We start from the raw sequence: 14,999 nt of genomic DNA on the forward strand, positions 1-14,999 counted from the left end.
GTATAGTAGGCTCCTTACTTTTTAAATTTAGGTCACATTCAAGGCTGAAGGTAAAGAAAGTAAAAGTAGACAACGCTTGACAATGAAAATTACGATAGATACAATGAGAATGTATATTTTTTCTTATATACAATATACTCTTCTCAAGAAGAGAAGTAATATTCGGAGTAAGGTTTAAATCTTACCGAAATAATAATATGACATTTTAATTGTGAAATGAAGAAAGTCCCTTAAAAAAGCGGGACGACGGTCTTTGCTGTATGTTGTAATTCAATGTACATGCCGACAGTCTTTTTTCATTCATAGCAAGGGGAGGTGAAATCATGACGAGTACAGTTTGGATACTCATCTCCATTTTGCTTGCAACAGTCGGTGCAGTTGTTGGCTTTTTTGTTCGAAAGTCTATTGCTGAAGCGAAGATTAATGGTGCAGCTAATGAAGCGAGACGTATTTTAGACGAAGCGAATCGTGATGCTGAAGCACTTAAGAAAGAAGCGCTTTTAGAAGCAAAGGATGAAATTCATACACTTCGTACAGAAGCTGAATTAGAAATTCGTGACCGTAGAAGCGAATTACAAAAACAAGAAAATCGTTTAATGCAAAAAGAAGAGAACCTTGATCGTAAAGACGAAACGCTCGATAAACGCGAGCAACAGTTAGAGAAGAAAGAGGAATCTCTTGTAGCGAGACAACAACAGATTGAAGAGTTGGAAAGCAAAGTGGGAGAGTTAGTTCAAAAGCAACAAACAGAATTAGAGCGCATTTCCAATCTGACACGCGAACAAGCGAAAGCAATTATTCTTGGTAAAGTAGAAAGTGAAGTTTCTCATGAAATCGCTGTTATGGTAAAAGAAAGTGAAGTTCGCGCGAAAGAAGAAGCGGATAAGAAAGCAAAAGAGATTTTATCTCTTGCAATGCAAAGATGTGCAGCTGATCATGTTGCTGAAACAACCGTTTCGGTTGTAAATCTTCCAAATGACGAAATGAAGGGACGTATTATCGGGCGTGAAGGTCGTAATATTCGTACGTTAGAAACGTTAACGGGTATTGACTTAATTATCGATGATACACCAGAGGCGGTAATCCTTTCTGGATTCGACCCAATTCGTCGTGAAACAGCTCGTATCGCTCTTGATAAACTAGTACAGGACGGACGTATTCACCCAGCGCGTATTGAAGAGATGGTCGAAAAATCAAGACGTGAAGTGGACGAGTATATTCGCGAAGTCGGAGAGCAAACAACGTTTGAAGTAGGTGTTCACGGATTACATCCAGATTTAATTAAAATTTTAGGTCGTTTAAAATACCGTACAAGTTATGGTCAAAACGTCTTAAAACACTCTATGGAAGTTGCATATTTAACTGGACTTATGGCGGCAGAGCTTGGCGAGGATGAAAAACTAGCAAGACGTGCAGGTCTATTACATGATATCGGAAAAGCGATTGACCATGAAGTAGAAGGAAGCCACGTTGAAATTGGTGTTGAACTTGCAACGAAATATAAAGAGCATCCTGTAGTTATAAACAGTATTGCATCTCACCATGGTGACACAGAACCAACTTCTATCATTGCAGTTTTAGTTGCAGCAGCAGATGCTTTATCAGCTGCAAGACCGGGAGCTCGTAGTGAAACACTTGAAAACTATATTCGTCGTCTTGAAAAGTTAGAAGAGATTTCAGAGTCTTATGAAGGCGTTGAAAAATCATTTGCAATTCAAGCAGGACGTGAAGTTCGTATTTTGGTAAAACCAGATACAATCGATGACTTAGAAGCTCATCGTTTAGCTCGTGATATCCGAAAACGTATTGAAAATGAACTGGATTACCCAGGACATATTAAAGTAACTGTTATTCGTGAAACACGTGCAGTGGAATACGCAAAATAAAGTGGTGAAACACCACTTTATTTTTTTGTGTTGGAATTGGATAAAATAAAGACAGTTAGTTATATAGCATAAAAGTGAAACAAACTTATAATAAAGATATTATAAGGAATTTACTTGATGCTATAGCAATAAAAAATGCAGTACATAGAAAGGGTAAGACATATGAGAATATTATTTGTTGGGGATGTAGTAGGATCTCCTGGTAGAGGTATGATTCAACAATACGTACCGGCATTAAAGAAAAAATATACACCTACAGTAACAATCATTAATGGAGAAAATGCAGCAGGTGGCCGTGGGATTACAGAAAAAATATATCGAAACTTTTTAGAGTGTGGGGCGCAGGCAGTTACACTTGGAAACCACGCTTGGGATAATCGTGAAGTATTTGAATTCATCGATGATGCAAAATATCTTGCAAGACCAGCTAACTTTCCAGAAGGAACTCCAGGAAAAGGACTTATCTTTGTGAACTGTAATGGAACAGAAGTTGCAGTTATTAATTTACAAGGACGTACTTTCCTTCCTCCAATTGATTGTCCATTCCGTAAAGTGGATGAATTAATTAATATTGCGAAAAAACGTACGAATATTATATTTGTTGATTTCCATGCGGAGACTACAAGTGAAAAACAAGCGCTAGGTTGGTATGTAGATGGACGTGCTACAGCAGTAGTAGGTACGCATACGCATGTCCCTACAGCGGATAACCGTATTTTACCAAGCGGAACGGCATACATTACAGATGTTGGGATGACAGGGCCGTATGACGGAATATTAGGTATGGACAGAGAAGCAGTATTGAAGAAGTTTTTAACAAACTTACCAGTACGATTTGAAGTAACAAATGGCAGAACGCAATTAAGTGCAGTGTTAATTGATGTGGATCCAAATACAGGAAAAGCAAAGAAAATTGAACGTATTTTAATTAATGACGATCAACCATTTTTTGAGTAAATTTCCGTCAAATTTTAGATAAGTTATTATATTTTAATTTTTTAGAAAAATTACGAAAATTTAGCAGGAATACGCGCCATTCCTCGTGAATATAAGTTAAAGTGAAATAATTGCTAATACTTTTTAAAGAAACGAGGAGGAAACGCGGAATGGAAATATTAAAAGTTAAAGCAACGTCGGTCCCTAATTCTGTAGCTGGTGCACTTGCAGGTGTTATTCGCGAACGCGGAACAGCAGAAATTCAAGCTATTGGTGCAGGTGCATTGAACCAAGCTGTAAAGGCAGTAGCAATCGCAAGAGGATTTGTAGCGCCTAGTGGTTTGGACCTGATTTGTATCCCAGCGTTTACAGATATTATGATTGATGGCGAAGAGCGTACAGCAATAAAATTAATTGTAGAACCTCGTTAAGTTTAAACAACCTGTTTGCAGTATGCAAACAGGTTGTTTTTATAATGGAGGAATGAAAATGAAAATTTTTGATGCTCATTGTGACGTGCTTCTTCAGTTATGGAGTGCACAAGGGAAAAGGAATTTTAAAGATGATTCACAATTACATATTACATTTGAACAGTTAAAGAGAAGAAAAGGAAGTATACAATGTTTTGCTATATATGTACCAGAAACAGTGGCATATGAGAACCGATTTGAAGTAGCATTACAAATGGTAGATATTTTTTATAATGAAATTTTATCCCTACCAGGTGTGAAGTTTATTCAGACAAAAGATGATATTAACATATTAAAACAGGACGAGATTGGAGCGATATTAACAATAGAAGGATGCGAAACAATTGGAAAAGATGCAATGAAATTACGGTTGTTGTATCGCCTAGGAGTACGTTCTTTTGGACTAACATGGAATTATGCCAATCTCTTAGCTGATGGTGCGCTAGAGACACGTGGGGCGGGTTTAACGACTTTTGGTAAACATGTTGTACAAGAACTGAATACGTTACATGTATGGACTGATGTGTCTCATTTGAATGAAAGAAGTTTTTGGGATGTTATAGAGATTGCAAAAAATCCTATTGCTTCCCACTCAAATTGTATGAAACTTTGCGAGCACCCACGTAATTTGAATGATGAACAACTTAAAGCTCTTATAAAGAAAAATGGCATGATCGGTGTCACTTTTGTACCGCAATTTCTAACAAGCGAAAGGCAAGCAAATATAACAGATATAATAAAACATATCGAATATATTTGCTCGCTAGGTGGAGAAAACAATATAGGATTTGGTTCCGATTTTGATGGGATTTTAGAAACAGTTGTAAATGTATCAGCGTATCGAGATTATGAAAATGTAATGAATGAGCTTTGTAAACACTATGCTACATCTACTGTAGAACGATTTTTATATGATAATTTTGTAGAACATATGAGTTTTTAAATTCTGATTTAAAATTCAGAAAAATTAAAATTAATTCATTTGATTTTATTGCTTTTTTTAAGACCTAATACTAGAATGAAAAACAAAATAGCTTTATACTAAAGATTCAGGGAAATCAGAAGAGGCATAATTTGCGTCCGTTGTAGTTTATTTGCATAAAAAATGCTAAACTATTACTGTAAAAAAATACACTACAATGAATGCAGCCAAAAGGGGTGTAGGAGATGATTAGTCAACTTTCATGGAAAGTTGGAGGCCAACAAGGTGAAGGAATTGAAAGTACAGGAGAAATCTTCTGTATTGCATTAAACCGATTAGGATATTACCTATACGGTTACCGCCACTTCTCATCACGTATAAAAGGCGGCCATACAAATAATAAAATTCGTGTAAGTACAACAGAAGTACGAGCGATCTCAGATGATTTAGATATTTTAATTGCTTTTGACCAAGAAACAATTGATTTTAATTTCCACGAACTACGTCCAGGTGGAATTGTAGTTGCGGATGCGAAATTTAATCCAACAATACCTGACAATACAGATGTAAATCTATATGTGATACCGTTTACAGATATTGCTTCAGAATTAGGCACATCATTAATGAAAAACATGGTTGCTGTAGGAGCATCAAGTGCAGTATTAGGATTAGATGAAACAGCTTATTTAGATGTTGTTGAAGAAATCTTTGGTCGTAAAGGAGAGCAAGTCGTTCAAAAGAATATGGACGCAATTAAACGCGGCTCTCAATATATGAAAGAATTACTAGGTGAGAAAGTAAACATGATGCAGCTTGAAAAAGCTGATGGTAAAAAACGCATGTTTATGATTGGAAACGATGCAATCGCATTTGGTGCGGTAGCTGGTGGTGCTCGTTTTATGTCAGCATACCCAATCACACCTGCATCAGAAATTATGGAATACTTAATTAAAAAATTACCGAAAGTCGGCGGAACAGTAATCCAAACTGAGGATGAAATCGCAGCTTGTACAATGGCAATCGGTGCAAACTATGCTGGTGTTCGTACATTAACGGCATCTGCTGGTCCTGGTCTTTCATTAATGATGGAAGCAATTGGTTTAGCAGGTATTACAGAAACCCCATTAGTAATTGTTGATACACAACGTGGCGGCCCAAGTACAGGATTACCAACGAAACAAGAACAGTCTGACTTAATGGCGATGATTTACGGTACGCATGGTGAAATTCCAAAAATCGTAATGGCGCCAAGTACAGTTGAAGAAGCTTTCTATGACATTGTAGAAGCATTTAACTTATCTGAAGAATATCAAGTTCCTGTTATTTTCTTAACAGATTTACAGCTTTCGTTAGGAAAACAAACAGTAGAACCACTTAAATTAGATAAAGTGGAAATTCGTCGTGGTAAGCTTGATTTAGAAGCAGAATTACCAGAACGTGAAAATAAAGCATACTTCAAGCGTTATGAAGTAACAGAAGACGGCGTTTCACCACGTGTTTTACCTGGTATGAAAAATGGTGTTCACCATGTTACAGGTGTAGAACATGATGAAACTGGAAAACCATCGGAATCAGCAATAAACCGTAAAGATCAAATGGACAAACGTTTCCGTAAAATGGAGAACTTGAAGTTTAATACCCCTGTTTATAAAAATGTTAAGCATGAAGAAGCAGACGTATTGCTTGTTGGATTTAACTCAACTCGTGGTGCGATCGAAGAGGCAATGACGCGTTTAGAACAAGAGGGTATGAAAGTAAACCATGCTCATGTGCGTTTAATTCACCCGTTCCCAACAGCTGAAATCGATCCACTTGTGAAAAAGGCGAAGCGTGTTGTAGTAGTAGAAAACAATGCAACAGGTCAGCTTGCTAACATTATGAAAATGAATCTTGGTAATGGTGAGAAAATTTCTAGTCTTTTAAAATATGATGGAAACCCATTCTTGCCGAAAGAGATTTACAACGAATGCAAAAAAGGGGTTGTATTAAATGGCAACATTTAAGGACTTTCGTAACAGTGTAAAGCCAAACTGGTGCCCAGGTTGCGGAGACTTCTCAGTGCAAGCTGCAATTCAACGTGCGGCAGCTAACGTTGGCCTAAATCCAGATGAACTTGCTGTTATTTCTGGTATCGGCTGTTCAGGCCGTATTTCAGGTTATATTAATTCATATGGTGTGCATAGTATTCATGGTCGTGCCCTTCCGATTGCACAAGGTGTGAAAATGGCAAATCGTGATTTAACAGTTATCGCTTCAGGTGGTGACGGTGATGGATTTGCGATTGGTATGGGACATACAATCCATTCTATTCGTCGTAATATCGACATTACGTACATCGTAATGGATAACCAAATTTATGGATTAACAAAAGGGCAAACTTCACCACGTAGTGAAGCTGGATTTAAAACGAAAAGCACACCACAAGGTTCAATTGAACCATCACTAAATGTAATGGAAATGGCCTTAACAGCTGGTGCGACATTTGTGGCGCAAAGCTTTTCGAGTGATTTAAAAGAATTAACACAAATTATTGAAGCTGGTATTAACCATAAAGGATTTTCATTAATTAACGTATTTAGCCCATGTGTTACTTACAATAAAGTAAATACTTACGATTGGTTTAAAGAGAACTTAACGAAACTAAGCACAGTAGAGGGATATGATCCATCTAATCGCATGATGGCTATGCAAACTTTAATGGAAAATAACGGTTTAGTAACAGGGTTAATTTATCAAAATACTAAGCAACCATCATATCAAGAACTTGTTAAAGGCTATAGTGAAGAGCCTTTAGTGAAATCTGATTTAAATATGGATCAGAAAATGTTTGATGAGCTTGTTGCTGAATTTATGTAATGTAAGAAAAAAAGGTTGCCGATTTGGCAACCTTTTTTTATGTACAAAAATATAGGGTAGCCTTATTTACTTAGAAAATTCAGAATGATAAAATGATATATGAATCGTTGTATGAAAATGGCAAGTTCATTGCTTATGAAATGTAAGGTAATAAAAGGCCTTTGTATTGTTAAGATTGGCGAAACACGTCATACTATGGTAATGTTTATAGGGATAAAGCAATATGCTTTTGGGTAGGACAACAAGAAATGATAAAAAGGGAATGTCTATTTGCGTGGGGAAGACTTCATTCTTATGAATGATTAGATTGATTACTCAAGTTTCAAAGGACAAGTTATCTCTCCAGCTATCTAACCATTTTTGAGGTGAGTCTAAGCGCATTAAAATGGACTATAGAGTGTGTATAGTTAAGGGTGAAAGGAGATTACCGATGAACGAGCAACAACGATTAGCAAGTCAACAAGCAAATTCCTCTACGAAAAAAGAAGAGAAAGATTATAGTCAATACTTTGAAAGTGTATATCAACCACCTTCCTTAAAGGATGCGAAAAAGCGTGGAAAAGAAGAAGTTAAAATTGAACGGGATTTTGGCTTACCTGAAGAGTTTCGCAATTTTGGTACAGGAAGAAAGTTCTATATTCGTACATATGGTTGTCAAATGAATGAGCATGATACGGAAGTAATGGCAGGTATTTTCACAGCACTTGGATATGAACCAACTTTTTCAACTGAGGATGCAGATGTAGTTTTATTAAACACTTGTGCAATTCGTGAAAATGCTGAAAATAAGGTGTTTGGTGAGCTAGGCCATTTAAAGTCACTCAAACGAAGAAATCCAGACCTTTTAATTGGTGTATGTGGTTGTATGTCTCAAGAGGAATCTGTTGTAAATAAAATTATGCAAAAAAATCAGCATGTAGATATGGTATTTGGAACGCATAATATTCATAGATTACCGTACATTCTAAAAGATGCGATGTTCTCGAAAGAGACGGTAGTTGAAGTATGGTCAAAAGAAGGTGACGTAATTGAAAATCTTCCGAAAGTACGTCGTGGTGATATTAAAGCTTGGGTAAATATTATGTATGGCTGTGATAAATTCTGTACGTATTGTATTGTACCGTATACACGCGGAAAAGAGCGAAGTAGACGTCCAGAAGATATTATCCAAGAGATTCGTCATTTAGCTGCAAATGGTTATAAAGAAATTACGTTACTTGGACAAAACGTAAATGCATATGGTAAAGACTTTGAAGATATAGAATACGGTCTTGGCGATTTAATGGACGAACTTCGTAAAGTTGATATTGCCCGTATTCGTTTTACAACGAGCCATCCACGTGATTTCGATGATCACTTAATTGAAGTGCTTGGAAAAGGTGGCAACCTAGTAGAACATATCCATTTACCAGTTCAATCTGGAAGTACAGATATGCTGAAAATTATGGCACGTAAATATTCGCGTGAGCATTATTTAGAACTTGTAAGAAAAATTAAAGAAGCAATTCCAGATGTAGTATTAACAACAGATATTATCGTTGGTTTTCCAAATGAAACAGATGAGCAATTTGAAGAAACGATGTCGTTATATCGTGAAGTAGGGTTTGATACTGCCTTTACATTCATTTATTCTCCTCGCGAAGGTACACCAGCTGCAAAAATGAAAGATAATGTACCGATGGAAGTAAAGAAAGAACGTCTTCAGCGCTTAAATACACTAGTAAATACGTTGGCAATTGAAAAGAATAGTCGTTACAAAGGTCAAATTGTAGAAGTGTTAGTTGATGGGGAAAGTAAAAATAATCCGGAAGTACTTGCAGGTTATACTCGTACGAATAAACTTGTAAACTTCGTCGCTTCAAAATCTTTAATTGGTCAGCTTGTGAAAGTGAAAATAACGGAAGCAAAAACTTGGTCTCTTAACGGGGAATTAGTTGAAGAGCCGATTGAGGTGAAATAATAGATGAAAGTATATTCGAAAGATGACATTGTTGAACAAGCGAAAGAATTAGCAAAAATGATTTCTGAAACAGAAGAAGTTGATTTTTTTAAGAAAGCAGAGGCGCAAATTCATAAAAATGAAAATGTAAAGCGCGCAATCGATGAAATTAAAGCACTGCAAAAACAAGCAGTAAACTTGCAACATTACGGGAAATGGGAAGCTTTAAAAAAGGTAGAAGCTGAAATTGATGCATTGCAAGATAAGTTAGACAGTATTCCAGTCGTACAACAATTTAAATCTTCACAAACATACGTAAATGACTTATTACAGTTAGTTGCTAGTACAATTTCTAACAACGTAACAGATGAAATATTAATTTCAACTGGTGGCGATGTACTAAAGGGTGAAACTGGCGCAGCGGTAGAAAGTAAAAAAGGAAATTGTGGTTGTTAAAGAGATGTCATATTGACATCTCTTTTTTTTTTGTGGATTAAACGTAAGTTCTTCTCAAAAAAAGAATGACACATTCCGCTATTGTCACGCATATGATTAAGTGAATAGTGATTGAGGAGGGTTACGAATGTCCGAATTTAGAGAGATTATTACAAAAGCAGTGGTTGGAAAAGGACGTAAGTATACAAAGTCAACGCATACATGTGAATCGAATAATGAGCCAACAAGTATTTTAGGGTGCTGGGTAATTAACCACTCGTACGAAGCAAGAAAGAATGGAAAACATGTGGAAATTGAAGGTTTCTATGATGTGAACACTTGGTATTCATTTGATGGAAATACAAAGACTGAAGTTGTAACAGAACGTGTGAACTACACGGACGAAGTAAGTATTGGTTATCGTGATAAAAACTTTTCTGGTGACGATTTAGAAATTATTGCTCGTGTTATTCAGCCGCCAAATTGTTTAGAAGCACTTGTATCACCAAATGGTAATAAAATTGTTGTAACTGTAGAACGTGAATTTGTAACAGAAGTAGTTGGAGAAACGAAAATTTGTGTAAGTGTAAATCCTGAAGGCTGCGTAGAATCAGATGATGATTTCCAAATTGCTGATGATGAATTTGAAGAATTAGATCCGAACTTTATAGTTGATGCAGAAGAAGAGTAATAGAAAGCTAGGGAGAAGTTCTTCCTAGCTTTTTACTTTACATAAGTGGGGCTGAATGAACATGATTCTTTATGAAATATGTTATAATGAAGAAAGACTCCTGAAATAGGAGATAAGAGTGTCCGTGAAATGCGACATATATGAAAATAGATTATCATGTAAGAATTATGGAGGAAAAGTATGACTCAATATACGCCTATGATACAGCAATATTTAAAGGTTAAGGCAGATTATCAAGATGCCTTTTTATTTTTTCGCTTAGGCGATTTTTATGAAATGTTCTTTGAGGATGCTGTAAAAGCAGCTCATGAACTTGAAATTACATTAACGAGCCGAGATGGCGGTAGTAGTGAACGTATACCAATGTGCGGTGTACCGTATCATGCGGCTAAAAACTATATTGAACAACTTGTTGAAAAAGGATATAAAGTAGCTGTTTGTGAGCAAGTAGAAGATCCGAAAACAGCTAAAGGTGTAGTACGTCGTGAAGTAGTACAATTAATTACGCCAGGAACGATGATGGAAGGGCGTACAATTGATGAGAAAGAAAATAACTTCTTAGCCGCATTAACACATTTTGAAGATGGATCATATGCATTAGCTTGTAACGACTTAACGACTGGACAAAATACAGTAACGTTATTGACTGGTTCAGTAGAAGATATTTTATTAGAAGTGTATGCAACTGGTTCGAAAGAAATTGTTGTTGATTCTTCATTTTCTAAAGATGAACTAAACAAGTTAACTGAAACATTGAAAATGACGATTTCGTATGAAGATGCAACGGCAATTCCGGAAGGATTAGAACATCTTGTGAAAAATGTTTCACAAGCAAAATTAATTAAAGCAGTTGGACGTTTATTTAACTATGTAATAAGAACGCAAAAACGTTCTTTAGATCATTTGCAACCAGTAGAAATTTATTATACGAATCAATTTATGAAAATTGATGTACATTCAAAGCGAAATTTAGAACTGACAGAAACACTTCGAACGAAAGAAAAAACAGGATCACTATTATGGTTATTGGACAAGACGAAAACAGCTATGGGTGGTCGTATGTTAAAACAGTGGATGGAACGTCCACTTATACAGAAAGAAAGAATTGAAGAGCGTTTAGAAATGGTTGAAACGTTTGTAAATGATTACTTCTTACGTGAAGATTTAAAGGAAAAGTTAAAAGAAGTATATGATTTAGAACGCTTAGCAGGAAAAGTTGCATTTGGTAACGTAAATGCAAGAGACTTATTACAATTAAGACGTTCATTGCTTCAAGTACCAGCTATTTTAGAAGCAATTAGTTTGTTAGATAACGCTTATGCATCGAGATTAATTCAAGGTGCAGATCCATGTGAAAGCTTAACAGAATTACTAGGAAGAAGTATTCAAGAAAACCCACCGCTTTCGATTAAAGATGGAGATATTATTAAAGATGGTTATAATGACAAGCTTGATCAATATCGTTACGTTAGTAAAAACGGGAAAACGTGGATTGCTGAGCTTGAAAAAAGAGAACGTGATATTACCGGAATTAAATCATTAAAAATCGGATACAACCGTATTTTCGGTTACTACATTGAAGTAACGAAAGCGAATCTTGCAGCACTTCCAGAAGGTCGCTATGAGCGTAAACAGACGCTTGCTAATGCTGAACGTTTCATTACAGATGAACTGAAAGAAAAAGAAACGTTAATCTTAGAAGCTGAAGAAAAAATTGTACAGCTAGAATACGATTTATTTACAGCACTTCGTGAAGAAGTAAAAGTATTTATTCCGAAATTACAACATTTAGCGAAAGTAATTAGTGAATTAGACGTACTGCAAAGTTTTGCGACAGTTAGTGAAGAAGAACAGTTTGTAAAACCTGTACTGACAACGAAGCGCGAAATCTTTATTAAAGATGGTCGTCATCCTGTTGTTGAAAAAGTATTGAACGGGAAATTGTATGTACCGAATGATTGTATTATGCCAGAGAATATGGATGTCTTTTTAATTACAGGGCCGAACATGTCTGGTAAAAGTACGTATATGAGACAATTAGCACTTGTAACGGTTATGTCGCAAATCGGTTGTTTCGTACCAGCAACAGAAGCAGTATTACCTGTATTTGACCAAATCTTTACGAGAATTGGTGCAGCGGATGATTTAATTTCAGGTCAAAGTACATTTATGGTCGAAATGTTAGAAGCGAAAAATGCAATTGCAAACGCATCAGAAAGAAGTTTAATTTTATTCGATGAAATTGGACGCGGTACATCTACGTATGATGGTATGGCACTTGCACAAGCGATTATTGAACATATTCATGACCAAATTGGTGCAAAAACGTTATTCTCTACGCATTATCACGAATTGACGGTGTTAGAAGAGAGTTTAAATCAACTGAAAAATGTACACGTTTCAGCAATTGAAGAGAATGGAAAAGTAGTATTCCTTCATAAAATTCAAGATGGAGCAGCTGATAAAAGTTACGGAATTCACGTTGCGCAACTTGCGGAGCTTCCAGATAGCCTAATCGCTCGTGCGAAAGAAGTGTTAGCACAGCTAGAAGGACAGGAAGAAATTATTATTCCAAAACGAGTAGAAGTGAAAGTACAAGAAGCTACTCCAGAACCTGTAGTTGTAAAAGAAGAAATAGCAGAAATACAGGAAACGAAAGTAGAGACTGAAGAAGAATCGCAACTATCTTTCTTTGGAGGAGAACAGTCTTCGAAGAAACAAGAAAAGCCTCTGCTAGATCAAAAAGAAACAGCAGTACTGGCGCAAATTAAAAAAATCGATTTACTTGATATGACACCTTTAGAAGCGATGAACGAATTGTATCGCTTACAGAAAAAGTTAAAGAAAGGATGAGTAAGTAGATGGGGAAAATTCGCAAACTCGATGACCAACTCTCTAACTTAATTGCGGCAGGGGAAGTAGTAGAGCGCCCTGCTTCAGTCGTAAAAGAACTTGTGGAAAATTCTATCGATGCGAATAGTACATCTATTGAAATCCACTTAGAAGAAGCTGGGTTATCGAAAATTCGTATCATTGATAATGGTGATGGTATTGCAGAAGAAGACTGTATCGTCGCTTTTGAACGCCATGCAACGAGTAAAATTAAAGATGAAAACGATCTGTTCCGCATAAGAACACTCGGTTTCCGCGGTGAGGCATTGCCAAGTATTGCCTCAGTTAGTGAATTAGAATTAATTACTAGCACAGGTGATGCGCCTGGTACACACCTTATTATTAAAGGTGGAGACATTATAAAGCAAGAGAAGACTGCGAGCCGAAAAGGAACAGATATTACAGTACAAAACTTATTCTTTAATACACCAGCACGTCTTAAATATATGAAAACCATTCATACAGAGCTCGGAAATATTACAGATATCGTGTATCGTATTGCAATGTCACATCCAGAAGTATCGTTAAAACTATTTCATAATGAAAAGAAATTGCTTCATACGTCAGGTAACGGTGATGTAAGACAAGTACTTGCATCGATTTACAGTATTCAAGTTGCGAAGAAGCTTGTTCCAATTGAAGCTGAATCTTTAGACTTTACAATTAAAGGTTATGTAACATTACCAGAAGTAACGAGAGCATCTCGTAATTATATGTCAACGATTGTAAATGGTCGTTACGTTCGAAACTTTGTATTAATGAAAGCAATTCAGCAAGGATACCATACATTACTGCCAGTTGGCCGGTATCCAATTGGTTTCTTATCGATTGAAATGGATCCAATGCTAGTTGACGTTAACGTACATCCAGCGAAATTAGAAGTTCGTTTTAGTAAAGAACAAGAATTGCTAAAGCTGATCGAAGAAACATTGCAAGCTGCATTTAAAAAAATACAGCTTATTCCAGATGCAGGTGTAACAACGAAGAAAAAAGAAAAAGACGAAAGTGTGCAAGAACAGTTCCAGTTTGAGCATGCGAAGCCGAAAGAACCATCTATGCCGGACATCGTTTTACCGACTGGCATGGATGCAAAACAAGAAGAACCGCAGGCTGTGAAACAGCCTGCGCAGCTTTGGCAACCACCGAAGCAAGAATGGCAACCACCACAGTCGCTCGTGAGAGAAGAACAAAGTTGGCAACCACCCACTAAACCGATAATCGAAGAGCCAATTCAAGAAGAGAAATCGTGGGACAGTAATGAAGAGGACTTTGAACTAGAGGAATTAGAAGAAGAAGTTCGGGAAATAAAAGAGATTGAGATGAACGGGAATGACTTACCACCGCTTTATCCAATTGGACAAATGCATGGAACATATATTTTCGCTCAAAATGATAAAGGATTATATATGATTGACCAGCATGCCGCGCAGGAACGTATTAATTATGAATACTTCCGTGATAAAGTAGGAAGAGTAGCGCAAGAAGTACAAGAGTTACTTGTACCGTACCGTATTGATTTATCTCTTACTGAATTTTTACGTGTCGAAGAGCAGTTAGAAGAACTAAAAAAAGTCGGGCTATTTTTAGAACAATTCGGCCATCAATCCTTTATCGTCCGCTCGCATCCAACATGGTTCCCGAAAGGACAAGAAACAGAAATCATCGATGAAATGATGGAGCAAGTTGTTAAACTAAAAAAAGTTGATATTAAAAAGTTACGTGAAGAAGCAGCCATCATGATGAGCTGTAAAGCATCCATTAAAGCGAATCAATATTTAACGAACGATCAAATATTTGCTTTACTGGAAGAACTACGTACAACAACAAACCCGTACACATGCCCGCACGGAAGACCAATTCTTGTGCATCATTCTACTTATGAGTTGGAGAAGATGTTTAAGAGGGTTATGTAGAGTGAATAGATTACATATGAAAAGGGAGCAACATTTACTGTTGCTCCCTTTTCATATGT

General features: G+C 36.4%; 11 protein-coding genes. All 11 read left to right on the plus strand.

What is annotated here, in order from left to right; all coding sequences use genetic code 11:
• Positions 1–323: 323 nt before the first annotated feature.
• The 11 genes from rny to mutL all read left to right on the plus strand — a co-directional run bounded on the left by rny (position 324) and on the right by mutL (position 14,940).
• A complete protein-coding gene (rny, locus tag ABWK52_RS25005) occupies positions 324–1,886 on the plus strand; it encodes a ribonuclease Y (RefSeq protein WP_000204911.1) in 1,563 nt (520 codons plus the stop codon).
• Positions 1,887–2,048: 162 nt separating this feature from the next.
• The gene (locus ABWK52_RS25010) at positions 2,049–2,843 is read left to right on the plus strand and encodes a TIGR00282 family metallophosphoesterase (protein ID WP_001221095.1); all 795 of its coding nucleotides are present in this window, start codon (positions 2,049–2,051) and stop codon (positions 2,841–2,843) included.
• 149 nt (positions 2,844–2,992) lie between these two features.
• On the plus strand, positions 2,993–3,253 hold the full coding sequence (spoVS, locus tag ABWK52_RS25015; RefSeq protein WP_000404341.1) for a stage V sporulation protein SpoVS: 261 nt from the start codon (positions 2,993–2,995) through the stop codon (positions 3,251–3,253).
• A gap of 58 nt (positions 3,254–3,311) precedes the next feature.
• Complete coding sequence (locus ABWK52_RS25020; protein ID WP_098280754.1) at positions 3,312–4,235, plus strand: dipeptidase; 924 nt, start codon at positions 3,312–3,314, stop codon at positions 4,233–4,235.
• Positions 4,236–4,459: 224 nt separating this feature from the next.
• Positions 4,460–6,217, plus strand: coding sequence for a 2-oxoacid:acceptor oxidoreductase subunit alpha (locus tag ABWK52_RS25025; RefSeq protein ID WP_000625417.1), 1,758 nt, complete (start codon positions 4,460–4,462; stop codon positions 6,215–6,217).
• On the plus strand, positions 6,204–7,070 hold the full coding sequence (locus tag ABWK52_RS25030) for a 2-oxoacid:ferredoxin oxidoreductase subunit beta (protein ID WP_000190155.1): 867 nt from the start codon (positions 6,204–6,206) through the stop codon (positions 7,068–7,070). The genes ABWK52_RS25025 and ABWK52_RS25030 overlap by 14 nt, the downstream gene beginning before the upstream one ends.
• A gap of 430 nt (positions 7,071–7,500) precedes the next feature.
• The gene (gene miaB, locus ABWK52_RS25035) at positions 7,501–9,030 is read left to right on the plus strand and encodes a tRNA (N6-isopentenyl adenosine(37)-C2)-methylthiotransferase MiaB (protein WP_084064016.1); all 1,530 of its coding nucleotides are present in this window, start codon (positions 7,501–7,503) and stop codon (positions 9,028–9,030) included.
• A 3-nt stretch (positions 9,031–9,033) separates the two neighbouring features.
• Complete coding sequence (locus ABWK52_RS25040) at positions 9,034–9,465, plus strand: RicAFT regulatory complex protein RicA family protein (protein ID WP_000870461.1); 432 nt, start codon at positions 9,034–9,036, stop codon at positions 9,463–9,465.
• Between the two features lie 127 nt (positions 9,466–9,592).
• Positions 9,593–10,135 (plus strand): outer spore coat protein CotE, encoded by a 543-nt coding sequence (gene cotE, locus ABWK52_RS25045; protein ID WP_001288799.1) that lies wholly within the window; start codon positions 9,593–9,595, stop codon positions 10,133–10,135.
• A gap of 180 nt (positions 10,136–10,315) precedes the next feature.
• Positions 10,316–12,988: a DNA mismatch repair protein MutS gene (gene mutS / locus ABWK52_RS25050; protein WP_000196029.1), complete on the plus strand. Its 2,673-nt coding sequence runs from the start codon at positions 10,316–10,318 to the stop codon at positions 12,986–12,988.
• An 8-nt stretch (positions 12,989–12,996) separates the two neighbouring features.
• Positions 12,997–14,940, plus strand: coding sequence for a DNA mismatch repair endonuclease MutL (gene mutL, locus ABWK52_RS25055; protein WP_061654842.1), 1,944 nt, complete (start codon positions 12,997–12,999; stop codon positions 14,938–14,940).
• Positions 14,941–14,999: the final 59 nt, after the last annotated feature.

The sequence above is a fragment of the Bacillus sp. AP50 genome (assembly GCF_040492675.1).
Lineage (GTDB): Bacteria > Bacillota > Bacilli > Bacillales > Bacillaceae_G > Bacillus_A > Bacillus_A cereus.

Excerpts from the sequence above, each read along its gene's own strand:
- mutL (WP_061654842.1), top strand. The coding sequence starts at position 12,997 with ATGGGGAAAATTCGCAAACTCGATGACCAACTCTCTAACTTAATTGCG.
- rny (WP_000204911.1), top strand. The coding sequence starts at position 324 with ATGACGAGTACAGTTTGGATACTCATCTCCATTTTGCTTGCAACAGTC.
- ABWK52_RS25040 (WP_000870461.1), top strand. The coding sequence starts at position 9,034 with ATGAAAGTATATTCGAAAGATGACATTGTTGAACAAGCGAAAGAATTA.
- cotE (WP_001288799.1), top strand. The coding sequence starts at position 9,593 with ATGTCCGAATTTAGAGAGATTATTACAAAAGCAGTGGTTGGAAAAGGA.
- mutS (WP_000196029.1), top strand. The coding sequence starts at position 10,316 with ATGACTCAATATACGCCTATGATACAGCAATATTTAAAGGTTAAGGCA.
- ABWK52_RS25010 (WP_001221095.1), top strand. The coding sequence starts at position 2,049 with ATGAGAATATTATTTGTTGGGGATGTAGTAGGATCTCCTGGTAGAGGT.
- spoVS (WP_000404341.1), top strand. The coding sequence starts at position 2,993 with ATGGAAATATTAAAAGTTAAAGCAACGTCGGTCCCTAATTCTGTAGCT.
- ABWK52_RS25025 (WP_000625417.1), top strand. The coding sequence starts at position 4,460 with ATGATTAGTCAACTTTCATGGAAAGTTGGAGGCCAACAAGGTGAAGGA.
- miaB (WP_084064016.1), top strand. The coding sequence starts at position 7,501 with ATGAACGAGCAACAACGATTAGCAAGTCAACAAGCAAATTCCTCTACG.
- ABWK52_RS25020 (WP_098280754.1), top strand. The coding sequence starts at position 3,312 with ATGAAAATTTTTGATGCTCATTGTGACGTGCTTCTTCAGTTATGGAGT.
- ABWK52_RS25030 (WP_000190155.1), top strand. The coding sequence starts at position 6,204 with ATGGCAACATTTAAGGACTTTCGTAACAGTGTAAAGCCAAACTGGTGC.